This is a genomic window from Pantoea sp. ICBG 1758 (assembly GCF_002928325.1).
Lineage (GTDB): Bacteria > Pseudomonadota > Gammaproteobacteria > Enterobacterales > Enterobacteriaceae > Pantoea > Pantoea eucrina.
Genome location: NZ_POWL01000001.1, coordinates 350,017 through 375,910 on the forward strand (window position 1 = coordinate 350,017; position 25,894 = coordinate 375,910).

Sequence of the window (25,894 nt, forward strand, 5' to 3'; positions counted from 1 at the left end):
CGCTGCGCATCCCGCCAGTCAGGGAGCCTTAAAGGCTCCCTTTTTATTGCCTGCTGCACCTCACGTCACGCAGCAGCAACCAGCGACGTGCCTGTTTTGCAGGTCGCAGTGCGCAGTGAAAGCTGGTACACTCGCCTCCTTACGCATGGTAGTTTGTGCCCTTTTCACACGCAGGCCCCCGGGGCTGCGTCATATCCCCCCTGAAAACTACATCGCGCAGCGCGATCAGGGCGGTTCGGAGTAATACACCTGCATGTCCTTTGACTCTCTCGGCTTGAATGCCGATATTTTGCGTGCGGTAGCAGAACAGGGCTATCGCGAACCGACGCCAATTCAGCGTCAGGCAATTCCCGTAGTGCTGGCTGGCCGTGACCTGCTGGCGAGCGCCCAGACCGGTACCGGTAAAACCGCCGGTTTTACGCTGCCTCTGCTGCAGCGTCTTTCTGAAAACCCTGCCGCTGCACGCGGCCGCCGCCCGGTGCGCGCGCTGATCCTGACGCCAACGCGTGAGCTGGCCGCACAGGTCGGTGAGAACGTGCGCGAATACAGCCAGTACCTGAACATGCGTTCTCTGGTGGTATTTGGTGGCGTCAGCATTAATCCGCAGATGATGAAACTGCGCGGCGGCGTTGACGTACTGGTGGCGACGCCAGGCCGCCTGCTGGATCTGGCGCATCAGAATGCGGTTGATCTCTCGCAGGTAGAAATTCTGGTGCTGGATGAAGCCGATCGCATGCTCGATATGGGCTTTATTCACGATATCCGTCGCGTCCTGGCGAAGCTGCCGGCGAAGCGTCAGAACCTGCTGTTCTCAGCAACCTTCTCCGACGAAATCAAAACGCTGGCAGAAAAACTGCTGACTAATCCGGAGCAGGTAGAAGTGGCCCGCCGCAACACCGCGTCAGAGCAGGTGTCGCAGCAGGTGCACTTTGTTGATAAAAAGCGCAAGCGGGAACTGCTGTCGCTGATGATTGGCCGTGACAACTGGCAGCAGGTACTGGTGTTTACCCGTACCAAGCATGGTGCCAACCATCTGGCTGAGCAGCTGAACAAAGATGGCATCACCGCGGCGGCTATCCACGGTAATAAGAGTCAGGGCGCCCGTACCCGCGCGCTGGCTGATTTCAAATCGGGCAGCATTCGCGTGCTGGTCGCTACCGATATCGCCGCACGCGGTCTTGATATCGAAGAGCTGCCGCACGTAGTGAACTATGAGCTGCCAAACGTAGCGGAAGATTACGTACACCGTATCGGCCGTACCGGACGCGCGGCGGCAACCGGCGCCGCGCTGTCGCTGGTCTGCGTTGATGAGCACAAGCTGCTGCGTGATATCGAACGCCTCCTGAAGCGTGAAATACCGCGCATCGCGCTGCCGGGGTTTGAGCCGGATCCGAGCATTAAAGCGGAGCCGATCCAGAATGGTCGCCAGCAGCAGCCGCGCGGTCGTGGTCAGGGGCAGGGCGGCAACGCCGGTCGCTCCGGCGGCGGTCAGCGTCAGGGCAACGGTGCGGCACGTCCGCAGAGTGAGTCGCGCGCGCCGCGTCGTCAGAGCGGTAACGGTCCGGCGACAGGTCACGCGGGCAAACCGGCACGTTCACGTCGTCCGGCTGCCAAAGGCAACGGGAACGCATAACGCGATGCGGGTGTTACTGGCTCCGATGGAGGGCGTACTGGATTCACTGGTGCGTGAACTGCTCTCCGGCGTCAATGATTACGATCTCTGCGTGACTGAGTTTCTGCGCGTGGTCGATCAGCTGCTGCCGGTAAAGTCGTTCTATCGCCTCTGTCCGGAGCTGCGCCACCAGAGCCGCACGCCATCCGGTACGCGGGTGCGGCTGCAGCTGCTGGGACAGCACCCCGCCTGGCTGGCAGAAAACGCCGCCCGCGCAGCTGAACTCGGCTCGTGGGGCGTCGATCTTAACTGCGGCTGTCCGTCAAAGCTGGTTAACGGCAGCGGCGGCGGCGCCACGCTGCTGAAAGATCCGGAGCTGATTTACCGCGCCGCGCAGGCGATGCGTGCCGCCGTGCCGGATCACCTGCCGGTCACGGTTAAAGTGCGGCTCGGCTGGGATGGCAGCGATCGCCGCTTTGAAATTGCCGATGCGGTACAGCAGGCGGGGGCCAGCGAGCTGGTGGTACACGGCCGCACCAAAGAGGATGGCTACCGGGCTGAATGCATTAACTGGCAGGCGATTGGCGAAATTCGTCAGCGGCTCTCGATCCCGGTTATCGCCAACGGTGAGATCTGGAGCTGGGAAGATGCGCAGGCCTGTATGCGTATCACCGGCTGCGATGCGGTGATGCTGGGCCGCGGTGCGCTGAATGTGCCTAACCTCGGGCGCGTGGTGAAGCATAACGAGGCGCCAATGGCCTGGCCTGACGTGGTGGCGCTGCTGCTGAAGTATACCCAGCTGGAGAAGCAGGGAGATACCGGCAACTACCACGTTGCGCGCATCAAACAGTGGCTGGGCTATCTGCGTAAAGCCTACGCCGAAGCGAACGATCTCTTCAGCGAAGTGCGGACGCTGCGGGTATCTGCCGATATCGCCGCAGCGATTGAGCGCTATGCGGCGCGCCTGGTGCGCTAGGCGTTATGCGCTTTCCACAGTAAAAGCCAGCCTCCGTGCTGGCTTTTTTTTGCTTTACCGGCGCTCATATCCGGGCAAATAGCGCATAAAGCACGCCCGCCAGCAGCACGGAGACCGGCAGCGTCAGGATCCAGGCCATCGCCAGGTTGCGCAGCGTGGCAAGCTGCAGGCCGGAACGGTTTGCGGCCATGGTTCCCGCCACGCCCGATGAGAGCACGTGCGTGGTGGAGACCGGCAGGCCAAACGCATCAGCTGCGCCGATAGTCGCCATCGCAACCAGTTCGGCGCTGGCACCCTGGGCATAGCTGAGATGCGATTTGCCGATGCGCTCGCCTACCGTAATGACGATACGTCGCCAGCCCACCAGCGTGCCCAGACCCAGCGCCAGCGCCACCACCACTTTTACCCAGAGCGGAATAAAGCGCGTGGCGCTGTCCAGCTCGCGCTTCACGGCGCTGAGATTGCGGGCGGTCTCTTCGGGCAGCGTTACGCTGCTGCTCTGCAGATGCCGGATACTCTCCGAAGCCAGGTACATATCGTTACGGGTATTGGTCACCGCCTGTGCCGGAATATTATTCACCGAGCCGTAGCGCCGGATCTGATCGCTGATATCACCCAGCAGCAGGCCCAGCGCCGGCAGCACCTGAGGCCGGGGCTGACGGCTGCGGACAAACTCAGTCAGTACCGTACGCGGTGCCGGCATCGCCCCGGGTGCCGGCTGCAGCGTCAGCAGCTGCTGCTCCGTGACCTGCGCCAGCGCGGCGACGCGCGGGATCTGCTCCGGCGGCAGCGACCGGTTCAGCGCATAGGCAATGGGCATCGTGCCGACCAGAATCAGCATGATAAGCCCCATGCCTTTCTGACCATCATTAGAGCCGTGTGCAAAAGAGACGCCGGTGCAGGTCAGGATCAGCAGCCCGCGGATCCAGACCGGCGGCGGGCGGGCGCTGTCGGGCGCCTGATAGAGCTGACGATTACGCACCAGCGCTTTCAGCGCCAGCAGCAGCAGAGCCGCGCAGACAAATCCCACGATCGGCGAGAGCAACAGAGCGTAGCCCACTTTCAGCGCCTGATCCCAGTCAACGCCGCTGGTGCCGCTGCGGCCATGCAGCAGCGCATTCGCTACGCCGACGCCGATGATGGAGCCAATCAGCGTATGGGATGAGGAGCTCGGCAGACCAAAATACCAGGTTCCCAGATTCCAGATAATGGCAGAGAAGAGCAGCGCATAGACCATGGCAAAGCCGTGTCCGCTGCCCGCCTGCAGAATAAGCTCGACCGGCAGCAGCGAAATAATGCCAAACGCCACCACGCCGCTGGAGAGCAGCACGCCAAGAAAGTTGCAGATGCCGGACCAGACCACCGCCACGCCGGGCGTCAGAGAATGGGTGTAGATCACCGTGGCTACGGCATTGGCGGTGTCGTGAAAGCCATTCACAAATTCAAATCCCAGCGCAATCAGCAACGCCAGCGTCAGCAGCACAAAGGGCGTATAGGTGGTGACCACCGCGCCGGTTTCCGCCACATCGTTAAACAGGTTAACCCCGGTAAAAATCAGCCCTGCGGCCAGCAGCAGCAGAAACAATATGCGGGAGAGCGGACCGCTGCCGCGCTGCAGATCGGGACGTCCGCGCGCCGCCGGTAAACTGGTTTCAGCCATGACACACCCCATTGATGATCGGATGCACCCACGGCATCCGCTACTGGCAGTGTGATACGCCTGCAGTGTGACAGAATGATGATGGCAATAAAAAAGCCAGCCCGGAGGCTGGCTTTTCTGACGGCGTCAGAACGATATCAGAGGCTGCTGCTGGTCGCTGGCTGCGCCTGATCGACCGGTGCCGGCTGCTGTTCTGCCTGCGGTTGTGCAGCAGGCTGATCGGCTGGCGGTGCAACGGCCGTTGCGCCCTGCGGCGTCATCGGTTCCTCTTTTGGCATCGCATCAGCCGATTCCTGCACGGCAATTGCTGCCGGCTGCGCATCATCGGCCTGACCGTTGATTTTGGTCGGCATACCGCTGCGTGCCTGGATGGCGTTGTTGACCGCATCCTGACGGGTGCTGGCGTCAGCAACCACTTTTGTCACGGCTGACGTCAGATTGATCGGTACCAGCTCACGCGAGTTGAACTGCTCTTCCGTGGTGGAGAGCGGGTTGTGCACCTCAATCCAGCGTGAACCATCCGGCTCAACGGTCGCTTTAACCGGCTGGTCGATAAACTGCACGCGGGTGCCGACCGGCACGTTGTCAAACAGCCATTTGATATCGTCGGCACGCAGGCGGACGCAGCCGTGGCTGACGCGCAGGCCGATACCGAAGTTGGCGTTAGTCCCGTGAATCGCATACAGGCGGCCGATATAGAGCGCGTGCAGACCCATCGGGTTATCCGGGCCAGCCGGGAAGACCGCCGGGATGCTCTCGCCGCGTGCCGCATATTCAGCGTGCATCGCTTTGGTTGGCGTCCAGGTCGGGCCCGCTTTTTTACGCTCTACTTTGGTGGTCCAGTTAACCGGGGTATCTTTCCCCAGCTCACCGATACCGATAGGCAGCACGACCACGGTCTTAGTGCCTTTCGGGTAGTAGTAGAGACGCATCTCGGCGCTGTTGATCACGATGCCTTCACGCGGCGCGTCAGGCAGGATCAGCTGCTGTGGGATCACCATTTTGCTGCCCGCTTTAGGCAGGTAAACGTCAACGCCGGGGTTCGCTTCCAGCATATTGCTGAGGCCCATCTGATACTGAGCAGCAAAAGCTTCCAGCGGAAGTTTACTCTCTTCCGGCACGGTGATTTCAATGTTTTCGCCAATCAGGCGGCTATTCGCTGCAGGGAGCGGATAGACGACAGCAAAGGCTGACTGGCTGAAAGCGGCCAGGGCAAGAGCTAGTGAAGCGAACGCGCGAATGCTTTTTTTCATGTTTTTACAAGTCGTTATGGCCGTGTTTCAGGCTTGTCAGAGTATCGAATCCATCGTGGTCAGTGTGACCCGCTGCGCATTATATGTGCATTGCCGCGGCGATGGGAATGATGATTTTTACTGCCTGAAGATACTTTACGCAAAAAGTCCTTCTTCACAGATAAATCTGTTGGCGCAATGCCCCAAATTGTGAATAGTCAGGGCTGCCAGAGCGTGACTTCACCGCTGAGTTTACGGTTAAGAAAAAAGGCGGCACTGATCAGCGCCAGGTGGCTGAGCGCCTGCGGAACGTTACCCAGGGCATAGCCGCGTTCAGTAAACTCTTCGGCATACAGACCCAGCGGGTTGGCATAGCTCAGCAGCTTCTCAAACTCAAAGTGCGCCTCCTGCACCCGGCCGGCGCGCGCCAGGCACTCCACATACCAGAAAGAGCAGGCGACAAAAGCGCCTTCGCCGCCGGCCAGTCCGTCAGCCGGTGTTTCGCTGATATTATAGCGCCGTACCAGACCATCGCTGACCAGGTTAGCCTTGATGGCATCCAGCGTAGCCAGCCAGTCGGGGTCGGTGGAGCTGACAAAGCGCACCAGCGGCATCAGCAGCATTGAGGCATCCAGAGCGGTGCCGCCGCGCGTCGCAGTGAAATGCCCCAGGTCGGCGTTCCAGAAGTTCTGCCAGATATCGTCGCGGATCTCGCTGCGCACCCGGTCCCAGCGATCGTAAGGCATCGGCAGTGAACGCTTCATGCCCAGCCGCAGCGCGCGATCCAGCGCCACCCAGCACATCAGGCGCGAGTGGAGAAAATGCTCCGGCTCACCGCGCATCTCCCAGATGCCGGCGTCCGGCTGGTTCCAGTTGTCGCAGACGTAATCAATCATGCTGGAGACGTGCAGCCAGCCGCGGTGGGAGATGGCGTCGCCATATTTGTTGGCCAGATAGATGGCGTCCATCAGCTCGCCATAAATATCAAGCTGCGTCTGACGCCACGCGTCATTACCGATGCGAACCGGCCGTGAATCGGCGTAGCCAGAGAGGTTCAGCAGTTCGCTTTCATGCAGTTCAGTGCCGCTATCGAGACGATACATCACCTGCAGATGCGGCGTGTCATCATGGCTGTGTTCAACGCAGCGGCCGACCCAGCGGGTAAAATCGTGCGCCTCCTCTACATAGCCAAGGCGCATCAGCGCATACATGCTGAACGAGGCGTCGCGGATCCAGGAGGCGCGGTAGTCCCAGTTGCGCTCGCCGCCCAGCTCCTCCGGCAGGCCAAAGGTGGCGGCGGCGGCGATCGAACCATGTTCATGTGAGGTAAGCAGCTTCAGCGTCAGCGCTGAACGCGTCACCATTTCACGCCAGCGCCCCTGATAGGAGCTGTGATTGCTCCAGCGCAGCCAGTAATCGAGCGTATCCTGAAAGCAGCGCGCCGTTGAGATGGTTTCAACGTGCGGATCGTCATCGTTGCCAAAGACAAACTCCGCGTGTTCGCCACTCTGCAGCGTAAATTCCGCTACCGCCGCCTGATTTTCGCAGCGCAGCGGCAGCGTGGCGCTCAGGCGCAGCGCGGGCTGCCCCTCCGCCAGAAAGGCCACGCCGCTTTCGCGCACTTCAGCACGCGTCTCAGCCCGGGCGTAATCGTGACGCGGCGCGCAGACCAGCTGAAAAGTAGCGGTGCCGCGCACCATTTTTACCCGGCGTACCAGCCGCGGGACTTTGCTGCTCTCATCGCAGATCGGCATATAGTCGGTGATCTCCGCCACCCCCTCATCGGCCAGCCAGCGGGTCTGCAGAATATTGGTATCAGGCAGGTAGAGCTGCTGGCGACGCGCCTGCGGCCAGTCAGGCGCAAGGGTAAAACGGCCCGCCTCTTCGCTGTCGAGCAGCGCCGCAAAGACAGAAGGGCTGTCCAGCTCTGGCCAGCAGAGATAGTCGATAGTGCCGTCGTTTGCGATCAGGGCGCAGGTGCGCAAATCGCCGATTACGCCGTGGTCATCAATTCTGCGTTTAATTTTGCTCATCCCGCCTCCGGTACCTTATCTGACTGTTAACTATAGACGAAACGGCTGGCCGGGCAGCGCCGTGGCACGGATGGATAACTTCTGTACTGAAAAATCGTTAACAGCGAGGAGAGCGTGTGATGGCGGATTCACTCTGGCGAATCCGCAGTTCAAAGGCTACCACAGTTAACCGGCGCGGCGGTGGTTCCAGCGGCGGATCAGATAGCGTAAGACAATACCGGTGACGATAGCCGCCGCCAGCCAGACCAGATGTTTAAGATGCTGATCGAGCTTATGCAGCCAGGGCGCAATGATTTCGCCGGCAAAATAGCCCAGCGTGACAAAAATCAGCGCCCAGAGCGCAGCCCCGATAATATTAAGCACAAAAAAGCGCAGCGGCTTCAGACGGCTGGTGCCGATGATAATCGGCCCAATCAGGCGAAAACCGTACATAAAGCGCACGCCGATAACAAACAGGCTGGGACGCTTCTGGATCAGACGGTTAGCTTTGCCAATCGTCGCCTGATGTTTACTGAAGCGGCGCAAAATGCGCGTACCGTAGCGGCGGCCAAGCCAGAACAGCAGCTGGTCACCAATGATGCCGCCTGCCATCGCCGCCAGCACCACGCCGCCGTAGTGCAGCAGCCCCTCATGCGCCGCCACGCCGCCCAGCAAGGTAAAGGTTTCCCCTTCGGCAATACAGCCAATCATCAGGGCCAGATAGCCATACTGGGTGATTAATCCATTGATATCGAGATGCAATTTTTTCTCCCTGGACAGAACAGACACCTGAGCAGTGTAGCTGCAGGCGGCTTTTTTTGTGCAGCGGGCCGCAAAAACAGGCGCGCTGGTTATACTTGAAGAGACGCTGCCTGTCGGAGTCTGACTGAATGCTAAAGGGGCGGCCCACTGCATCAGAGGAGTGATTTTATGAATCATGTCTGGGGTCTTCTGGCGCATCCGAATCAGGAAATGCGCCATATCAAGCAGGAAAACGAAAGCGTTTCACATCATTACACGCATCACGTGCTGCTGATGGCAGCGATACCGGTTATCTGCGCCTTTATCGGCACGACACAATTTGGCTGGAATCTGGGCGACAATCGCTTTATTCAGCTCAATCTGCTCACTGGCCTCGGTCTGGGTATTCTCTTTTATCTGTTAATTCTGGGTGGCGTCGCGGTAATGGGGCGGGTCATTCACTGGATGGCGCGCGACTATCCGCAGCGTCCCGGTATTCAGCGCTGTACCGTGTTCGCCGGCTATGTCGCCACGCCGCTGTTTCTCAGCGGTCTGGTCGCACTTTATCCGCTGGTATGGCTCTGCGTACTGGCGGGTGCCGTGGCGCTGGTCTACACCGGCTACCTGCTCTATGTCGGCATCCCGGTGTTTTTGAATATCGACCGCGAAGAGAGCATGCGCTTCTCCGGTTCAACGCTGGCGATAGGGGTACTGGTATTTGAAGTGCTGCTGGCGCTGACGGTTGTGCTGTGGGGCTATGGACCAAGGCTGTTCTGATTTCCCTGCTTTTTTCTGAGGCCGCACATAACTGCGGCCTTTTTAACGCCCGGAAACAATCTCACTAAGAAATTTGCCGCATTTGCGCGTATTATGCCGCTGCCAGCCCGCACCCTGACAGGCCTGATGCGGGCGGCCTGTGGAGCTTTCACAGCGCAAAACTCCTGATCGGATCTCACTGACACGATGTCTGTTAAATTACCTGTTTCTCTGCTGTCGCTGGCGCTGTTTATGACGGCCCCGGCGGCGGTAACACCTGTACTGGCTGCACCGGCCGCGCTGTCGGGTCTGGCACCGCTGGCCCAGCCGCAAATCGCCTCCGGCAGCGCAATGATTGTTGATCTCGATACCGGCAAGGTGCTGTTCTCCAGCCATCCTGACCGCGTGCGGCCTATCGCCTCCATTACCAAAGTGATGACGGCGATGGTTGTGCTGGATGCAAAGCTGCCGATGGATGAGATGCTTTCGGTAGATATCAGCCAGACGCGCGAGATGCGCGGCGTGTTTTCGCGCGTCAAACTCAACAGCGAAATCAGCCGCCGCTCGATGCTGCTGCTGGCGCTGATGTCGTCTGAAAACCGCGCGGCGGCCAGTCTGGCGCACCACTATCCGGGCGGCTATAACGCCTTTATCCGCGCCATGAATGCCAAAGCGCGCGCGCTGGGTATGACGCATACGCGCTATGTGGAACCCACCGGTCTCTCCACGCAGAACGTCTCCAGCGCCAGCGATCTGGTTAAGTTGCTGAAAGCGACGCGTCAGTATCCGCTGCTGGGCCAGCTCAGTACCACAAAAGAGCAGACGGCGGTGTTTCAGCACCCGAACTACGCACTGCCGTTCCGCAACACCAATCACCTGGTTTACAAAGAGGGCTGGCGGATCCAGCTGACGAAAACAGGCTATACCGATGAGGCGGGCCACTGCCTGGTGATGCGTACCGTGATCAACAACCGCCCGGTGGCACTGGTGGTACTGGATGCGTTTGGTAAATATACCCACTTTGCCGATGCTAATCGCCTGCGCGACTGGCTGGAAACCGGTAAAGCGGCCCCGGTTCCGGCGGCAGCGCTGGCATATAAAAAACAGAAAGCGGGCCTCACCACCAGCAATACGGTAGTGGAGTAACGGCGAGGATGCGCCCGCCAGCAGGAGGGGCGCGCCACTTGCAAACTGGCGTATCATCAGTACCCTGATTTAGCCTTATCACACCTGTTTTCATCCCGGCGGCGACCTCCTGTACTGGCCGCCACACTCGTTTAACTGGCTTTTTCGCTGGAATGTCGTTCTATGATCAAGTTTCGTTTTTTCACTGTTCCGCTGTTACTGCTCATGCTGTGCGTGCCCGCGCTGAGCCAGGCGGATGACGCGCCCGATGTGACGCAACAGCAGCCGGCACAGGAAGAAGAAGCGCCGCCGCAGGCGAATCCGGCGGTTGAGCTGCCAAAAATGCAAAAAATTCTCGATAAGATCAAAGGACAGGTCTCGGGAGAAACCAGCGAAAACCAGCTCAACCAGCTTAATGAGATGGCGCTGGAGCTGTCGGGCAATGCAGAGACGCTGGGACAGGCGTTAGTTCCGCAGCGCCAGCAGCTTGATGCGCAGCTGGCGGTACTGGGTCCCGCGCCCAAAGCGGACAGCGGCGTTAAAGAGACGCCGGAGGTGACGCGCAAGCGCCGCTCGCTGGAAAACCAGAAAGGCAAGCTGGACGATCAGATCAAGCAGGCAGAAGGCATTAAAAACGGTGCGCTGGTGCTCTCTTCGCAGATTGTGAACCTGCGCCGCGATCAGCTGAAAAATCAGCTGGCGCTCAATTCCGGCAGTATTTTTGGCCCGCGCTTCTGGGCGCCGCTGGTGAGCCGTCAGGATCTCGACGGCGAAAAAATCAGTGACTTTATTACGGAGCTGAAGGCGTCGGCGGCACTGTCGTGGGAGCCGGACTGGCGCGTCGGTACCATCGGCTGGCTGGTGGCGGCGATGCTGGTGATGACGCTGGGACGGCGCTACAGCGAAGAGTTTCTCGCCTGGGTGAGTATTAACAAGCTGCCGGAAGGGCGGCTGCGGCGCAGCTTCCTCGCGGCTGCCATCGCGCTGACCACGCTGGCTGCAGTGGTGCTGACCTTTAACTTTAGCGCGCTGGCGTTTACCCGCCGGGATGAAGTCTCCGGCGACGTACAGGATTTTGTTACCCGCCTGGTGCAGCTGAGCGTCTACTGCGGGCTGATTGCCGGTCTGGGACGGGCGTTTCTCTCGACCCGTCGTCCCAGCTGGCGTCTGCCGGCCATCTCTAATGAGGTTGCGCTGGCGCTGAAGCCGTTCCCGCCGATTACCGCTGCGCTGGTGTTTATCTTTCAGACCGCAGAAGCGTTTAACTACACGGTAGGTACCAGTCTCAGCACGACGATTTTTGCTAATGGCCTGACCGCGCTGCTGATTGGCAGCACCGGGCTCGCTATCAGTATGCGTACCAACCGCGTGCGCCGCCGGATGGCCCGGCTCGGCAATCCGCCAGAGGCGCGTCCGACGGTGGTCGGGCTGGTTCAGCTGGCGCTCACGCTGACTGCCGTTGCGATTCTGATTTCACTGACAATCGGCTATGTGACGCTGGCGCGCTTTCTGGGCTACGAGGTGGTGTGGTGCGGGATCCTGTTTGGCTCCTTCTATTTTTTAAGCCACGTCATTACCGACGGCTGTGAAAGCCTGTTTTCCACCAGCAGCGCCGCCGGGCGCCGCCTGCAGAGTTCGCTCAATATCGATGAGCGCTATCTGCAGCAGGCCGCCACGCTGCTCAGCGCGCTGGGTAAAGCGCTGCTGATGGGGATTGTGGCGCTGGCGCTGATGACCGGCACGTTCGCCTCCTCCACGCCGGTAGAGCTTATTCAGAAAGTCATTGAGTTCTGGGGTGGCAAAGGGCTGGAGTCGCTGAATATCGTACCGGCGCATATGGTAAATGCTCTTATTTGCCTGGTAGCGGGCATCTGGATATTGCGCTCAGTGCGCCGCTGGCTGGATAACGATTTTCTGCCGAAAACCACTATGGATATCGGCATGCGCGTCTCGCTGGTGACGCTGTTCAGCAATATCGGCTACGTGCTGATTATCCTGCTGACGCTCTCCATCATGGGGCTGCAGTGGAACAAGCTGGCGTGGATTGTCAGCGCGCTATCGGTGGGTATCGGTTTTGGTCTGCAGGAGATCGTTAAAAACTTTATTTCCGGTCTGATCCTGCTCACCGAACGGCCGGTCAAGGTAGGCGACCTGGTCAGCATCAGCGGCATTGAGGGCGATATCCGGCGGATTAACGTTCGCGCCACGGAGATTCAGCTGGGCGACAAGTCAACGGTGATCGTGCCTAATTCGCAGCTGATTTCACAGAACGTACGTAATGCCACTATGGGCAATGCACAGGGGGTGGTGACCATTCAGCTGACGTTCCCGCTCGATATCGATCCGGTGCGGGTGCGCGAGCTGCTGCTGGAGGTCTATAACGAGAATGAGCGCATTCTGGAGACGCCTGAACCTTCGGTATCGTTTAAAGATCTTACCCCGTCGGGCATAGTGCTGAGCGTAACCGGCAACGTCGCCAGCCAGCGCCAGATTTCGGGTGCGAAAAGCGATCTGCTGTTCGATATTCTGACGCGGCTGCGTAAAGAGGGCATTGTGCTGTCGGCGCCGCAGACCATGATCATCGAGCGCCGCGCTCTGGCGGCGGCTACGCAGGAGCAGGATGCGCCGCAATCCTGAGTCAATGGCAGGGTGGTTATCGGACCACCCTGCACATGACGACCGGTCTCAGGCTTTGACTGCCCAGCCTTTCTGCTTGCTGGTTTTACCGATGCCGGGATTGAAGGTATTGGTCGGGTCCAGTTCACGATAAAACGCCTGCAGCTGCGGTTTCGCTTTGTAGAGATGGCCGACGTTATGTTCCGCCGGATACTCTGCCCCGCGCGCGCTGAGCAGCGCCAGCATCCTCTCTTTCAGCGCGTGCACATCCACGCCTTTTTTCACAATGTAATCCTGATGGAACACGTGGCAGAAGAAGTGGCCATAGTAGAGCCGGTGGATCAGATCGTTATCAAACTCCGGCGGCAGCTGTTCAAACCAGGCTTCATCGTTGCGGCGCAGGGCGATATCCAGCGCCAGAATATCCTCCACTTCATCCGCATGCACCGCGTGATAGCGCACGGCGGCACCGGCGGCGGCAAACCGATGCAAAAAGGCATGCGATCCCTCTTTGCTGTCGCAGGCGAAAAACTCGCCGCCACCCTCACGGAAATAGTCCTGCAGATACGCCTGCGCTTCGGCAACGCCTTCGCCGGACATCTTCAGCATCAGGTGGTGCTCATACTTATCGCGATAGTGCTTAAGACGTTTCGGCAGATGGGCCGGGAACAGGCGACTGATACGCTGCAGCAGACGGTCGGTGAAGTGCGGCTTCACAAAGCTGAGCTTGTTCAGCCAGGCATCAACCCGGCCCTTGAGGGTGAAAAAGAGCGGCATCTTATCGGTGCCGAGCTTGTCGATCATCACGAAAGTATCTTTGCCGTACACTTCGGCAATATCGAAGATATCGCGGTGCATATATTCACCCGCCACCGGCAGATGGGTGAACTCTGCCAGGATATGACGGCGGATGTCGCCCAGCACGGCGGGGTCGTTGGTGCCGATATAGAATACCTGCTGTTGTGGCTCGGTCGGAAAGGTATCCAGACGCACGGCAAACACCGCAAGCTTACCGGCGCAGCCGGAGGCTTCAAACAGCCGGCGGGCGTCAGCGTTAAAGCGCGCCGGCGTATCGGCGTGAATATCACGTACCCGCCCGGCGTATTCATGGTCCGAGGCGTGGCGCTCATCCCAGCGCACGTCGCTCTGCTGCCAGCGCTCATCATCCAGCCGCCCGAGGATCTCTTCCGGTGAGTGGCCCAGATCGATTCCCAGATGGTTAACCAGCTTGAGTTTACCGCTGGCGTCCACCTGCGCAAACAGCGCCATCTCACTGTAGGCCGGTCCGCGTTTGATCAGCGAGCCGCCGGAGTTGTTACAGATCCCGCCCAGCACCGACGCACCGATACAGGAGGAGCCAATGACCGAATGCGGCTCGCGCCCGAGCGGTTTGAGCGTTTTTTCCAGCTGATAAAGCGTGCTGCCGGGAAAAGCGAGGATCTGTTTGCCGCCATCAATCAGCTGCAGCCGGTCGAGACGCAGGGTGCTGACGATCACCACCGGACGATCGTAATCGTTGCCGCTGGGGGTGGAACCCTCCGTCAGGCCGGTATTTGCCGCCTGCATCAGGATAATGGCGTCCGCGCTGACCAGCGCCTGCAGGACCCGCCAGAGTTCAAGCAGCGACCCCGGAAAGACCACCGCCAGCGCATCGCCCGCGCCGGAGCGAAAGCCGGTCCGGTAGCGCGCGGTCTGCTCCGCGTCAGTCAGCAGATGAGAGGCACCAACCAGACGGCGCAGGTCGGCAACCAGTGCAGGGTGAGAAAGGTGAGAATTCATGAGCCTGTCCTTGTCGTTAACGTGGCGTTTCTACTGTAGCACGCGGCGCGGCTCTGGTCGCCGTGTGACAAAGGCGGCTACCTGCTATCCTCATCTTGTGGCACACTGCCCCGGTAATCTTTATTGTGCGCAGTTACTTAAGAGAACCCAACCTGATGAAATGGATTTACTCTGTTAGCCTCGCGGTCTCCCTGGCTCTGCAGCCGGCGTTTGCCGATACGCTGCGTGAAACACATCCCCTGACGGAGCAGGCGCGCGACGCGTATGTCAGCCAGCTGCTCAGCAAAATGACGCTGGATGAGAAAATCGGCCAGATGCGGCTGATCAGCGTCGGACCCGACACGCCGAAAGAGGCGATTCGCGACATGATCCAGCAGGGTCAGGTTGGGGCGATTTTTAATACCGTCACCCGCCAGGATATTCGCGCCATGCAGGATCAGGTGATGCAGCTCAGCCGCCTGAAAATCCCGCTCTTTTTTGCCTACGATGTGGTGCACGGGCAGCGCACTATTTTTCCGATTCCGCTGGGCCTCGCGGCCAGCTGGGATCGCGATGCGATTGGTGAAGTGGGACGTATTTCTGCTTATGAGGCCGCGGATGATGGTCTGAATATGACCTGGGCACCGATGGTGGATGTCAGCCGCGAACCGCGCTGGGGGCGTGGCTCAGAAGGCTTTGGCGAAGATACTTATCTTACGTCGCAGATGGGCAGCGCCATGGTCAGAGCGATGCAGGGCAAAAGCCCGGCCGATCGTTACGCCGTGATGACCAGCGTGAAACATTTTGCCGCCTACGGCGCGGTGGAAGGCGGGCGTGACTACAACACCGTGGATATGAGTCCGCAGCGGCTGGCACAGGACTACCTGCCGCCTTATAAAGCCTCGCTCGATGCCGGCAGCGGTGGCGTGATGGTGGCGCTGAATTCGCTGAACGGCACCCCGGCCACCGCCGATGGCTGGCTGCTGAAAGATCTGCTGCGTGACCAGTGGAAATTTAAAGGTATTACCATCAGCGATCACGGCGCGATTAAAGAGCTGATCAAACATGGTGTGGCGAGCGATCCGCAGGATGCGGTGCGCATTGCGCTGAAGTCAGGCATCGACATGAGCATGAGCGATGAGTACTACAGTAAATATTTGCCGGCGCTGGTGAAAAGCGGGGCGGTGAGTATGCGTGAAATTGATGATGCCGCCCGTCACGTGCTCAACGTGAAATATGACATGGGGCTGTTTAACGATCCGTACAGCCACCTCGGACCGCAGAGCAGCGATCCGCAGGATACCAACGCTGAGAGCCGTCTGCACCGTGCTGAAGCGCGCGACGTGGCGCGCAAGAGCATAGTGCTGCTCAAGAACTGGCACGAGACGCTGCCGCTGAAGCGTGACGCGACCGTTGCGCTGGTGGGACCGCTGGCGGACAGCCAGCGCGATATCATGGGCAGCTGGTCAGCCGCGGGTGTGGCAAAGCAGTCAGTGACGCTGCTGCAGGGGATGCGCAATGCCATGGCGGACAAAGGCACGCTGCTGTACGCCAAAGGGGCTAACGTTTCTGACAACAAAGGTATTCAGGGCTTCCTCAATCTTTACGAGCAGGCGGTGAGCGTCGATACACGCACACCGCAGCAGATGATTGATGAGGCGGTAGCCCAGGCAGAGAAGGCGGATGTGGTCGTCGCTGCGGTGGGTGAAGCGCAGGGCATGGCGCATGAAGCGTCCAGCCGCAGCGAACTGGCGATCCCGGCCAGCCAGCAGAAATTACTGGCGGCCCTGAAAGCCACCGGCAAGCCGCTGGTGATTGTGCTGATGAATGGCCGGCCGCTGACGCTGGTGAATGAAGACCGCATGGCGGATGCGATGCTGGAAACCTGGTTCAGCGGCACCGAAGGCGGCAATGCTATCGCGGACGTGCTGTTTGGCGATTACAACCCTTCCGGCAAGCTGCCGGTCACGTTCCCGCGCTCAGTGGGGCAGATCCCGCTTTACTACAATCATCTGCCAACCGGGCGACCTTATAATCCGGAAAAGCCGAATAAATATACTTCTCACTACTACGACACCATCAACGGCCCGCTTTATCCGTTTGGTTACGGCCTGAGCTATACCCGCTTTACCGTTTCACCGGTGACGCTCTCCGCCCGCACGATGCCGCGCAGCGGCAGCATTGAAGCGAGCGTAACGGTGACCAACAGCGGTAAACGCGACGGGGCAACGGTGGTACAGATGTATCTCAACGATCCGGTGGCGAGTATCAGCCGTCCGGTTCAGGAGCTGCGCGACTTCCGGCGCATTATGCTGAAAGCCGGTGAGTCACAAACCGTGCGCTTTACGATTGATGCTGACGCGCTGAAATTCTGGAACCAGCAGATGCAGCACGTGGCGGAACCCGGCAAATTTAACGTTATGATTGGCCTGGATTCCGTACGCACTCAGGATGCGCAGTTCGACTATCTTTAACGGATAACCGCGTCTCCCGGTCGCCAGGCCGGGAGCGCTATCCCTGACGCCTTTTTATCCGACACCACGCCACCATGACGCTTCGCAATCGCATTGAACAGCAGATCTTTCGCCTTAACGGGCTGGCACTCAACGAGTTTGACCTCTCACAGCCGCCCGGCGATCCCGGCCTGTTCGGCCCCGACTCCACTATCTGGCGCATCCACGGTGATTTTCCGGCGATGCTCTGCGGCGGTATCAGCGCCCTGATGCTGCAGATGCTGCATCCGGCGGCGCTGGCCGGGGTCTGGGATCACTCCAGCTTCCGTCAGGATATGCTCGGCCGGCTGCGCCGCACCAGCCAGTTCATCGCCGTAACGACCTTTGGCAACAGTGCCGATGCCCGGACGCTGATTGAGCGGGTGAAGCGCATCCATCTGCAGGTCAGCGGCACGGACAGCAACGGTAATCCTTACGCGGCCAGCGATCCGCATCTGCTGACCTGGGTGCACGTGGCGGAAACCAGCCGTTTTCTGGCGGCCCATCTGCGCTATAAAAACCCGGCGCTCAGCCGGGCTGAGCAGGATCGCTACTATCAGGAGGCGGCGCAGGTGGCGATTGCGCTGGGCGCAGAGCAGGTGCCATGCAGCGTCACCGACGTTGAGCACTATCTGCAGGCGATACGCCCGGAACTCTGTTTTGATGCGCGCACGCAGGAGGTGATGGCGCTGCTGATGAATGCACCGGCACCCGGCTGGCAGGCGCGACCGGCAATGCGCACCATGCTGCAGGCGGGGATCGGTCTGCTGCCGGCGTGGGCACAGCAGCAGCTGCAGCGCCCGGTCAGCCCGCTGACGCAGTGGCGCACCGACCGGCAGATGCTGCTGCTGGCGCGCCTGCTGCGCTGGTCGATACAGCGCGGCGCCTGGTCGCGGGCGATGCAGCGTATGGGGCGTGACGCCCGCTACCGCTGAAGCAAAGCCAGACGCTCAGCGCGAGCGCAACCGCACTTTGAGAGTTTTACCCTTGTCTCACATGGCGCGAGTGCCGATCCTGCTCTATTCTCGGGGAAAATGGATCCCTCCAGGCATTGTCGAGGCGTTATGACCAGTTACCCTCTGATTGCTGAGGTGCCGAATCAGCAACATACTTTAACCGCGATCGTCGAACAGGATGCGCGCACCGCCTATTTTTATATCTGGCCCAACGACCTGTTTCGCAGCCAGTACGCTGTTCGCGGCTGCTGGCTGCGCAACCTTCTGCCGGCACCGGCAGAGGAAGATCGCGAAGCGATGGAGCAGGGGATCGCGCCGCTGCTGAGCGCAGAGTATTGCCGCACGCTGGAGGCGGAGCCGATGCTCGATCCCGCAGGCCTGCAGGTACTGTGGGAGCCGGATGATACCGGTGCTGCCCTGTGGTACTACGGCCAGCTGCTGGCGGTGATCCCCGGCTGGAGTCTCTATCAGAGCAAACAGGTCAGCTTCTCAGCCGGCTGCATCAGGAAAAACCGCCTCACGGCGCCGCTGGGTTCCGCCTCCACCAATGAATACTATGCGCGTGCTGAGCAGCAACGTCACTTCTGGCGCGACTGGCACGACGACCAGCAGTGGGAAAAAATCCAGCATGAAATGCTGCAGGTCTACCAGGCGCGGTGGGGTGAGTCGGTCAAATATTACGCTATCGATCAGGGCAGCTGGCCGCCGATGGCGCTTTCTCAGCACTGGCATAACGGCGTCTGGTATTTTGTCACGCTGGGAATGAGCATTCGTCCAATGCCGCAGGTCGATTATCTGTTTGAAGAGCTGGCTCCCCAGTACCGGCGGGTTGAGCTGGCGCTGGCGGTAGATGGCGAGGTGATGACCGAGGCCAACGCGGTGCAGATGGCGAGCGCGCTGGCTGAGTTTGCCCATCTGCCGTGGGCGCGGCTGACGTGGATTGGCGAAGGGCATACGCTGGCATCTGAAGTGGCGCCGGTCGGCTTTGAAAGCTTTCTGCTGGCTAACGCGCTGGCACCGGAGGCGGTGTCGCTGCGATTGCCGAAGCGCGACGGCGATCGGCCGGAACTGCTCTGGGCGACGCCGATCACCGAAGCGGAACGCCACTTTGCGCAGTCGGATGAACAGGGCGGACAGCAGCTGCTTCAGCGGCTGCTGGCGGAGGGTAACAGCCATATCTTCCGTCCGCGTCAGGAGGTGGTGGTGGCGCCTCAGTAAACGCCCGCCCTTCTTCTGTGAAGAGGGGCGCGCTGTCTCCAGGCAGTCAATTCTCCGCTCTGCTTATCGCCGGTTATTCCTACCCTGTAAAAATAGTCACCCGATTCAACTATTTGCTTTTTTTGTGATCCCGCGCCTCTCAAGTTCCCCATTAACACGCCGTTAACCTCGATCAGGCAACTCGCCAACCAGGGTAAGGGCATCCGAATGTTTAAAACGACACAATCCCGTTTCACCGCGACGCTGGTCGCATTTTTTGTTGTGCTGATGCTGGTCACTGTACTGGTGATCAATCAGTTTATCGCACCGCAGCTGAGTCAGAATGAGAGCCGCCTGGTGCGCTATGAAGTTGATGGTCTGGCCGGACGCATTGTTGAGCAGATGAACCGGGTTCAGGCGCAGCAGCGGGCGATAACGGAAGCAGCGGGCGTGATGGAGAGCGCAACGATAGAGACGCTGCTGCCGGCGCTGGTAAACCAGTACCAGGACAGCAACGTATTTGGCGGCGGGATCTGGCCGCTGCCGAACCGGCGCGATCCGGCAAAAGAGAAAGACAGCACCTTCTTTGCGCGCAACGCCAGCAATCAGCTGCAGGTCAATACTTACTGGAACTCCGATGCGGCCGATAAGTACTGGGAGCAGCCGTGGTACAAAGCGGGTATGGCGGCAGCAAAAGGGCAGTGCGCCTGGGCCAAAGCCTATCAGGATGCGGCCAGCCCGCAGCCGCGTACCAACTGTGCGATGGCTATCTATCGCGACGGCAGCGTCTGGGGCGTCGCCACAATCGATGTCACGCTGGGCTTTTTTAATCAGCTGGCGAAGCAGATGGGTGACGCCATTAAAGGCCGCGTGCTGATTGTTGAAGCGGATGGCAAAGTGGTCGGGAACGCGGCGCTGCTGGACGGTGCGCCAAAGCTGGAAAACCTGAGCGATACCCGGCTGCCGATGGCCACTGCGCTGAAGTCGCTGCTGACGCAGGCGGGGAGCGAGCCGGCGCAGACAACGTTTAGCGGTGAGGATGGTGAGCATACGCTGTTCCTGCAGGCGATCCCCGGCAGCCCGTGGTATCTCGCCAGCGACGTCCCCTCCAGCCTGCTGGATGCACAGACGCACAGTATGCTGACGCGGCTGGGCGTGGTACAGATCCCGCTGGCTATTATTCTGCTGCTGGTATCGCTGGGCTTTGTCCGCGCAATGATGAAGCGTCTGGGCGTGCTGCACAAAAATATTGAAGCACTCTCAACCGGCGGCGCCGACCTCACACAGCGCCTGCCTGCCAGCAATAGCCCGGAATTTAACGCCGTGGCTGAGAGCTTTAACCAGTTCATCAGCTACCTGCAGGGGCTGATGCGTCAGGTGGGCGACAGCGCGCTGGCGATCACGGCGGCCTCGCGCGAAATTGCCAGCGGCAACGCCGATCTCTCTGCGCGCACCGAATCGCAGGCCAGCTCCATTGTCGAGACGGCAGCCTCAATGGAGGAGCTGACCGGCACCGTGCGCCAAAACGCCGATAACGCCACCCACGCTAATCAGCTGGCTGACGGCGCAGCCACCGTGGCGGCGCGCGGCAGTGAAGTGGTGCGTCAGGTCGTGACCACTATGGGGGAGATCCACCACTCATCGCGTAAAGTCGTCGATATCATCAGCGTCATCGACAGCATCGCGTTTCAGACCAACATTCTGGCCCTGAACGCGGCGGTTGAAGCGGCGCGCGCCGGAGAGCAGGGGCGCGGTTTTGCGGTGGTGGCCTCAGAAGTACGCAACCTTGCGCAGCGCTCAGCTAACTCAGCGCGCGAGATTAAAAAGCTGATTGAAGAGTCAGTGGCAAATATTGATACCGGCAGCCAGCTGGTTGAGCAGGCGGGACAGACCATGGATGAGCTGATGCAGGGCGTCAGCAGCGTCACCACCCTGATGAGCGAAATTATGTCCGCCAGCCGTGAGCAGAGCATGGGTATCGATCAGGTTAACGTCGCGATCACGCAGCTGGATGGCAGCACGCAGCAGAACGCCGCGCTGGTAGAGCAGGTCTCTTCAGCCGCGCGTGCAATGGAGGAGCAGAGCGTGCAGCTGGAACAGGTGGTGCAGAGCTTCAGACTATAACCGCACTCATCACTATTGCGGCGGCTTACAGGCTGCCGCAATCTCATTGTGCTTTACCTCTGCATACCTTCTTCTTCGCCGATTCAGATTATGCCTGCTAAGCTTATTTTTTACCGCGCCAGCGCACGAAACGTGCGCCTTTTTCTCCGCTGCTGCCACGGCGATTGTGTACAATAGCAGGGATTTTTCTGAAGGAGCCCTCATGCCTGCCATAGAAGTTATTCTTGTTGACCACCTCGATCGTCCCACCGGCAAGATGGAAAAGCTGGAAGTGCATGAAAAAGGCTTACTGCATCGCGCAGTAACGGTTTACGTGTTTAATTCGCGTCATGAGCTGCTGCTGCAGCGGCGTGCCAGCAGCAAATACCACTGCGGCGGACTCTGGAGTAATACCTGCTGCAGTCATCCGTTTCCGCAGGAGCCGACGCTCGATGCCGCTGAGCGCCGTCTGCGTGAAGAGATGGGACTGAACCTGGCGCTGACGCCGGTATTTGAGCTGAGCTACAACCTGCCGCTAAGTAACGGCCTGATTGAACATGAGTATGGACACGTCTTCTTTGCCATCAGCGATGAAGAGCCGGTGCTGAACCCGGAAGAAGCGGACGCCTGGTGCTACCGTTCAGTCGGGCAGATCCAGCAGCAGATGGAGACCGAGCCGGAACAGTTTACGCCATGGTTTCTGCACACCTTCCCGCGTATTCCGCATACGCTGGGTGACTTTCGCCTCACCGCCTGACACGCCCCTCTCTCCGGACACACCTCGCGCCTTCTGTGCGGGGCAATTTTTGCCCGGCTTAACAAAACAGACGTAAAATCTGCGCTTTTTTCCCGTCGCCTGCTGCGCCAGGCTACGCTTGTTTATCACCGGGTGCTAAACAGGGCATAAGGAAAACATCATGATTAAACAGGGGTTACTGGGGCTGATTGCCCTGTCGCTGAGCATGGGCGCGGCGCACGCCGCCGATGCGGTCAAGGTCGGGTCGAAAATCGATACAGAAGGCTCGCTGCTGGGCAATATTATTCTGCAGGTGCTCAATAAGCACGGGGTCAAAACCGTCAACAAAATTCAGCTCGGCAATACGCAGGTTGTTCGCGGTGCCATCGTCGCGGGCGAGCTGGATATCTATCCGGAATATACCGGCAACGGCGCTTTCTTTTTTAACGATGAAAAAGCGAGCGCGTGGAAAAATGCGCAGCAGGGTTATGAGAAAGTCAGACAGCTCGATGCAGAGAAGAATCATCTTATCTGGCTGACGCCGGCACCCGCCAATAACACCTGGACCATCGCCGTGCGTGGCGACGTGGCGCAGCAGAATAAGCTGAACTCGCTTGACGATCTCAGCGCGTATCTGAAACAGGGCGGCACGTTCAAACTGGCTGCCTCTGCGGAATTTATTGAACGCGGTGATGCCCTGCCGGCGTTTGAAAAAGCGTATAACTTCAAACTCAATCAGTCGCAGCTGCTTTCGCTGGCAGGCGGCGATACGGCGGTCACCATTAAAGCCGCGGCGCAGAAAACCTCTGGCGTCAATGCGGCGATGGCGTACGGAACGGATGGCCCGGTCGCGGCGCTGGGTCTGCAGACGCTGAGCGATCCCAAAGGCGTACAGCCAATCTATGCGCCGGCGCCGGTCGTGCGTGAAGCGGTACTGAAGCAGTATCCGCAGATGGCAGAGTGGCTGCAGCCGGTGTTCAGCAAGCTGGATGAAAAAACGCTGCAGCAGCTTAATGCGCAGATTGCGGTAGAAGGGCAGGACGCCAGCCAGGTCGCAACCGCGTGGCTGCAGCAGAACAAGTTGCTGTAAAAGGTGCGACAGCTGCTGCTGCGCCCCGGCCGTCAGCCGGTCACGCTGCTGCTGACGGCGCTTATCACGCTGACGCTGCTGACGCTGCCATTTCTGCGCTTTGCGGCTAACCGGCTGGTATCGGGCGAGCCGCTGATGGTGTGGCAGGTTGCGCACGCCGGCTGGCTGGCGCTGCCGATCGCGCTGCTCTGGCTGAGCCTGTTCGGGCCGCCGGGCCGGCGTACGGCTCTGCTAACCCTGCTGGGCGCGCAGGGTCTGTTTGCACTGCTTATCGGCCTCGGCGGCAGCGGTGCCAGCGAGCTGGCGCGCAGCAGTTCGCCGCTGGCGCGCACGGCGTTTGGCAGCGGTTTATGGTGTGCGGCCGGATTATCGCTGCTGCTGGCAGCAGAAGCGATCAGAGCGATAAGCCGGCAGGTTGTCTGGCGCATTCTGCTGAATCTGCAGACCGGCGTGCTGCCGCTGCTGTTTTTACTGACCGGCTGGCTGGATCAGCTTTCGCTGCTGAAAGAGTATGCCAGCCGCAGCACCACGTTCCATGCGGCCTTTAGCCAGCATCTGCTGCTGGTCTGCGGTACGCTGATGCCGGTGCTGCTGGCGGGGGTGCCGCTGGGGCTGGCTATTGCGCGCCGTCCTGGCTGGCAGCGGCCGGTATTCAGCCTGCTGAATCTTATCCAGACCATTCCCTCTGTGGCGCTCTTCGGCCTGCTTATTGCGCCGCTGGCCGGGCTGGCTGCACATTTTCCCGTACTCGGCCGTTTTGGCATCAGCGGTATCGGTATGGCGCCGGCGCTGATTGCGCTGGTGCTCTATGCGCTGCTGCCGCTGGTACGCAGCGTGGTGGCCGGGCTGGAGCAGGTGCCGCCTGAAGTACGCGAAACCGCACGCGCCATGGGCATGAGTTCCGGACAGCAGTTCTGGCTGGCGGAGCTGCCGCTGGCGCTGCCGGTCTGGCTTGCCGGTTTGCGGGTGTTGGTGGTGCAAACCGTGGGTCTGGCAGTCGTGGCGGCGCTGATTGGTGCCGGCGGCTTCGGGGCTATCGTCTTTCAGGGATTGCTGAGCAGCGCGCTGGATCTGGTTCTGCTGGGGGTGATCCCGGTAGTGGCGCTGGCGGTACTCTGTGATGCGCTGCTGCGGCTGCTGTCCGCGCTGCTGGAGAGAAAAGATGATTGAATTTCATAACGTGAGCAAACAGTTTGCCGGTAAAACGGCGATTTCCGATCTCTCTTTGCAGATCGGCCAGGGGAGTTTTACGGTTCTGATCGGCACATCCGGCTCCGGTAAATCGACCCTGCTGAAGATGATCAACCGGCTGGTGGAGCATGACAGCGGCGAGATCCGCTTTGTGGGCGAGCCTATCGGCCAGATGAACGTCCGCGCACTGCGCCGGCGCATCGGCTACGCCATTCAGTCAATCGGCTTATTCCCGCACTGGAGCGTGGCGAAAAACATCGCCACCGTGCCATCGCTGCTGGGCTGGCCCGCGCAGAAAATTGCGGCACGGGTGGCAGAGCTGCTGGCACTGCTGAATCTCGATCCCCGGCTGGCGACCCGCTATCCGCATCAGCTCTCCGGCGGGCAGCAGCAGCGGGTGGGGGTAGCGCGCGCGCTGGCTGCCGATCCGGAACTGCTGCTGATGGATGAGCCTTTCGGGGCGCTCGATCCGGTAAACCGCCAGGCGCTGCAGCAGGAGATGCTGCGCATTCAGCGGCTTACCGGCCGCACCATCGTGCTGGTGACGCACGATATTGATGAGGCGCTGACGCTGGCTGACCAGCTGGTATTGATGGATAACGGTAAGATTGTGCAGCAGGGCGCACCGGTTACGCTGCTGACGCAGCCCGCCAGCGACTTTGTCCGCAACTTTTTTGGCCGCAGCGAGCTGGGCGTGCGGCTGCTGGCGCTGGGGCAGGCGGGCAGCATGGCGCGCCGCGGCGAATGGGTTGATGCCGAGCCGATTACCGCTGCGCTGTCGCTGCGTGAAGCGCTGTCGCAGTTTATCGCACGCGGGACCGATACCTTACCGGTGGTGGATCAGCAGCAGCAGCGGGTGGGCGTGTTGCATTTCAGCGATCTGCTGCGCCCGCGGGAGGCGCAATGAAGCGCCTGTTACGCGAGCCGCTTAGCTGGCTGATTGGGCTGTTTTTACTGCTGCTGTGGGGATTACCGCACAGTGAGGCGCTGTTTGCCTGGTGGTTTCCCCGGCTGGAGCGTCCGCTCTATCAGCAGGAGAGCTTCTGGCGTCTGACGCTGGCCCATCTCTGGCTGGTCGCCAGCGGCACTCTGCTGGCAACGATTGTGGGCGTGGGCGGGGCAATTTTTGCCACGCGCCGCGCTGGCGAGGCGTTCCGGCCAACGCTGGAGACGCTGGCTGCGGCAGGACAGACCATTCCGCCGGTTGCGGTGTTAGCGATTGCCGTACCGGTGATGGGATTTGGCGCAACGCCTGCAATTGTCGCGCTGTTTCTTTATGGCGTACTGCCGGTATTGCAGGGGACGCTGGCGGGTATTGAGAGCGTGCCGGCCAGTAACCGGGAGATCGCAACCGGGCTTGGCATGGGGCCGTGGCGGCGCCTCTGGCAGATTGAACTGGCGCTGGCTGCGCCGGTGATGATGGCGGGTATACGCACATCGGTGATGATCAATATCGGGACTGCGGCTATCGCGTCAACGGTAGGCGCGGCCAGTCTGGGTTCGCCCGTTATCATTGGTCTGAGCGGCTTTAACACCGCCTATGTCATTCAGGGAGCCATACTGGTTGCGCTGCTGGCGCTGATTTGCGACCGGCTGCTGGAGCGGGTGCAGCGCTGGTTTACCGGGTATGCAGAATAAGGC

At 60.1% G+C, this 25,894-nt stretch carries 19 protein-coding genes; 14 read left to right on the plus strand and 5 right to left on the minus strand.

All coding sequences use genetic code 11. The features are described 5' to 3' along the window. The first annotated feature begins 253 nt into the window (after window positions 1-253). Both rhlE and dusC read left to right on the plus strand, forming a co-directional pair. Entirely contained in the window at window positions 254-1,633 is a 1,380-nt protein-coding gene (gene rhlE / locus C1Y41_RS01790) for an ATP-dependent RNA helicase RhlE (RefSeq protein ID WP_104084683.1), read from the plus strand. A 4-nt stretch (window positions 1,634-1,637) separates the two neighbouring features. Continuing rightward, window positions 1,638-2,588, plus strand: coding sequence for a tRNA dihydrouridine(16) synthase DusC (gene dusC / locus C1Y41_RS01795; RefSeq protein ID WP_104084684.1), 951 nt, complete (start codon window positions 1,638-1,640; stop codon window positions 2,586-2,588). Window positions 2,589-2,652: 64 nt separating this feature from the next. On the opposite strand, the gene C1Y41_RS01800 is transcribed toward dusC, so the two are convergent. From C1Y41_RS01800 to C1Y41_RS01815, 4 genes are all read right to left on the minus strand, one after another. After that, on the minus strand, window positions 2,653-4,248 hold the full coding sequence (locus C1Y41_RS01800) for an inorganic phosphate transporter (protein ID WP_104084685.1): 1,596 nt from the start codon (window positions 4,246-4,248) through the stop codon (window positions 2,653-2,655). Window positions 4,249-4,385: 137 nt separating this feature from the next. Next, window positions 4,386-5,501 carry a L,D-transpeptidase family protein gene (locus C1Y41_RS01805; protein WP_104084686.1) on the minus strand — a complete coding sequence of 372 codons (1,116 nt, stop codon included), beginning with the start codon at window positions 5,499-5,501 and terminating at the stop codon, window positions 4,386-4,388. A gap of 197 nt (window positions 5,502-5,698) precedes the next feature. Beyond that, window positions 5,699-7,513 (minus strand): glycoside hydrolase family 15 protein, encoded by a 1,815-nt coding sequence (locus tag C1Y41_RS01810; RefSeq protein ID WP_104084687.1) that lies wholly within the window; start codon window positions 7,511-7,513, stop codon window positions 5,699-5,701. A 165-nt stretch (window positions 7,514-7,678) separates the two neighbouring features. Further along, entirely contained in the window at window positions 7,679-8,254 is a 576-nt protein-coding gene (locus C1Y41_RS01815; protein ID WP_039385764.1) for a DedA family protein, read from the minus strand. Window positions 8,255-8,422: 168 nt separating this feature from the next. Between C1Y41_RS01815 and C1Y41_RS01820 the strand changes: the two genes are divergently transcribed. The 3 genes from C1Y41_RS01820 to C1Y41_RS01830 all read left to right on the plus strand — a co-directional run bounded on the left by C1Y41_RS01820 (window position 8,423) and on the right by C1Y41_RS01830 (window position 12,751). Continuing rightward, on the plus strand, window positions 8,423-9,010 hold the full coding sequence (locus C1Y41_RS01820) for a Yip1 family protein (protein ID WP_039383350.1): 588 nt from the start codon (window positions 8,423-8,425) through the stop codon (window positions 9,008-9,010). 186 nt (window positions 9,011-9,196) lie between these two features. Continuing rightward, on the plus strand, window positions 9,197-10,135 hold the full coding sequence (pbpG, locus tag C1Y41_RS01825) for a D-alanyl-D-alanine endopeptidase (RefSeq protein WP_094112243.1): 939 nt from the start codon (window positions 9,197-9,199) through the stop codon (window positions 10,133-10,135). A gap of 162 nt (window positions 10,136-10,297) precedes the next feature. Beyond that, the gene (locus C1Y41_RS01830) at window positions 10,298-12,751 is read left to right on the plus strand and encodes a DUF3772 domain-containing protein (protein WP_039383355.1); all 2,454 of its coding nucleotides are present in this window, start codon (window positions 10,298-10,300) and stop codon (window positions 12,749-12,751) included. A 48-nt stretch (window positions 12,752-12,799) separates the two neighbouring features. On the opposite strand, the gene dld is transcribed toward C1Y41_RS01830, so the two are convergent. After that, the gene (gene dld / locus C1Y41_RS01835) at window positions 12,800-14,509 is read right to left on the minus strand and encodes a D-lactate dehydrogenase (RefSeq protein WP_039383358.1); all 1,710 of its coding nucleotides are present in this window, start codon (window positions 14,507-14,509) and stop codon (window positions 12,800-12,802) included. 155 nt (window positions 14,510-14,664) lie between these two features. Between dld and bglX the strand changes: the two genes are divergently transcribed. The 9 genes from bglX (at window position 14,665) to C1Y41_RS01880 (ending at window position 25,891) form a co-directional block, all read left to right on the plus strand. Further along, a complete protein-coding gene (gene bglX, locus C1Y41_RS01840) occupies window positions 14,665-16,962 on the plus strand; it encodes a beta-glucosidase BglX (RefSeq protein ID WP_104084688.1) in 2,298 nt (765 codons plus the stop codon). A 74-nt stretch (window positions 16,963-17,036) separates the two neighbouring features. Further along, a complete protein-coding gene (locus C1Y41_RS01845) occupies window positions 17,037-17,915 on the plus strand; it encodes an oxygenase MpaB family protein (protein WP_039383363.1) in 879 nt (292 codons plus the stop codon). A gap of 129 nt (window positions 17,916-18,044) precedes the next feature. Continuing rightward, the gene (locus tag C1Y41_RS01850; RefSeq protein ID WP_104084689.1) at window positions 18,045-19,154 is read left to right on the plus strand and encodes a suppressor of fused domain protein; all 1,110 of its coding nucleotides are present in this window, start codon (window positions 18,045-18,047) and stop codon (window positions 19,152-19,154) included. Between the two features lie 207 nt (window positions 19,155-19,361). Next, window positions 19,362-21,257 (plus strand): methyl-accepting chemotaxis protein, encoded by a 1,896-nt coding sequence (locus C1Y41_RS01855; RefSeq protein WP_071669012.1) that lies wholly within the window; start codon window positions 19,362-19,364, stop codon window positions 21,255-21,257. 202 nt (window positions 21,258-21,459) lie between these two features. Continuing rightward, window positions 21,460-21,993 carry an isopentenyl-diphosphate Delta-isomerase gene (gene idi / locus C1Y41_RS01860; protein WP_039383369.1) on the plus strand — a complete coding sequence of 178 codons (534 nt, stop codon included), beginning with the start codon at window positions 21,460-21,462 and terminating at the stop codon, window positions 21,991-21,993. 160 nt (window positions 21,994-22,153) lie between these two features. Continuing rightward, window positions 22,154-23,062, plus strand: a complete 909-nt coding sequence (locus tag C1Y41_RS01865) for an ABC transporter substrate-binding protein (protein ID WP_071669013.1) — start codon at window positions 22,154-22,156, stop codon at window positions 23,060-23,062. A gap of 3 nt (window positions 23,063-23,065) precedes the next feature. After that, complete coding sequence (locus tag C1Y41_RS01870) at window positions 23,066-24,232, plus strand: ABC transporter permease (protein WP_104084690.1); 1,167 nt, start codon at window positions 23,066-23,068, stop codon at window positions 24,230-24,232. After that, the gene (locus C1Y41_RS01875) at window positions 24,225-25,160 is read left to right on the plus strand and encodes an ABC transporter ATP-binding protein (RefSeq protein ID WP_104084691.1); all 936 of its coding nucleotides are present in this window, start codon (window positions 24,225-24,227) and stop codon (window positions 25,158-25,160) included. Before C1Y41_RS01870 ends, C1Y41_RS01875 begins: the two co-directional genes overlap by 8 nt. Next, on the plus strand, window positions 25,157-25,891 hold the full coding sequence (locus C1Y41_RS01880; protein ID WP_104084692.1) for an ABC transporter permease: 735 nt from the start codon (window positions 25,157-25,159) through the stop codon (window positions 25,889-25,891). Before C1Y41_RS01875 ends, C1Y41_RS01880 begins: the two co-directional genes overlap by 4 nt. Window positions 25,892-25,894: the final 3 nt, after the last annotated feature.

Coding starts and splice junctions, on each gene's coding strand:
- rhlE (WP_104084683.1), top strand. CDS start 254: ATGTCCTTTGACTCTCTCGGCTTGAATGCCGATATTTTGCGTGCGGTA.
- dusC (WP_104084684.1), top strand. CDS start 1,638: ATGCGGGTGTTACTGGCTCCGATGGAGGGCGTACTGGATTCACTGGTG.
- C1Y41_RS01800 (WP_104084685.1), bottom strand. CDS start 4,248: ATGGCTGAAACCAGTTTACCGGCGGCGCGCGGACGTCCCGATCTGCAG.
- C1Y41_RS01805 (WP_104084686.1), bottom strand. CDS start 5,501: ATGAAAAAAAGCATTCGCGCGTTCGCTTCACTAGCTCTTGCCCTGGCC.
- C1Y41_RS01810 (WP_104084687.1), bottom strand. CDS start 7,513: ATGAGCAAAATTAAACGCAGAATTGATGACCACGGCGTAATCGGCGAT.
- C1Y41_RS01820 (WP_039383350.1), top strand. CDS start 8,423: ATGAATCATGTCTGGGGTCTTCTGGCGCATCCGAATCAGGAAATGCGC.
- pbpG (WP_094112243.1), top strand. CDS start 9,197: ATGTCTGTTAAATTACCTGTTTCTCTGCTGTCGCTGGCGCTGTTTATG.
- C1Y41_RS01830 (WP_039383355.1), top strand. CDS start 10,298: ATGATCAAGTTTCGTTTTTTCACTGTTCCGCTGTTACTGCTCATGCTG.
- dld (WP_039383358.1), bottom strand. CDS start 14,509: ATGAATTCTCACCTTTCTCACCCTGCACTGGTTGCCGACCTGCGCCGT.
- bglX (WP_104084688.1), top strand. CDS start 14,665: ATGAAATGGATTTACTCTGTTAGCCTCGCGGTCTCCCTGGCTCTGCAG.
- C1Y41_RS01845 (WP_039383363.1), top strand. CDS start 17,037: ATGACGCTTCGCAATCGCATTGAACAGCAGATCTTTCGCCTTAACGGG.
- C1Y41_RS01850 (WP_104084689.1), top strand. CDS start 18,045: ATGACCAGTTACCCTCTGATTGCTGAGGTGCCGAATCAGCAACATACT.
- C1Y41_RS01855 (WP_071669012.1), top strand. CDS start 19,362: ATGTTTAAAACGACACAATCCCGTTTCACCGCGACGCTGGTCGCATTT.
- idi (WP_039383369.1), top strand. CDS start 21,460: ATGCCTGCCATAGAAGTTATTCTTGTTGACCACCTCGATCGTCCCACC.
- C1Y41_RS01865 (WP_071669013.1), top strand. CDS start 22,154: ATGATTAAACAGGGGTTACTGGGGCTGATTGCCCTGTCGCTGAGCATG.
- C1Y41_RS01875 (WP_104084691.1), top strand. CDS start 24,225: ATGATTGAATTTCATAACGTGAGCAAACAGTTTGCCGGTAAAACGGCG.
- C1Y41_RS01880 (WP_104084692.1), top strand. CDS start 25,157: ATGAAGCGCCTGTTACGCGAGCCGCTTAGCTGGCTGATTGGGCTGTTT.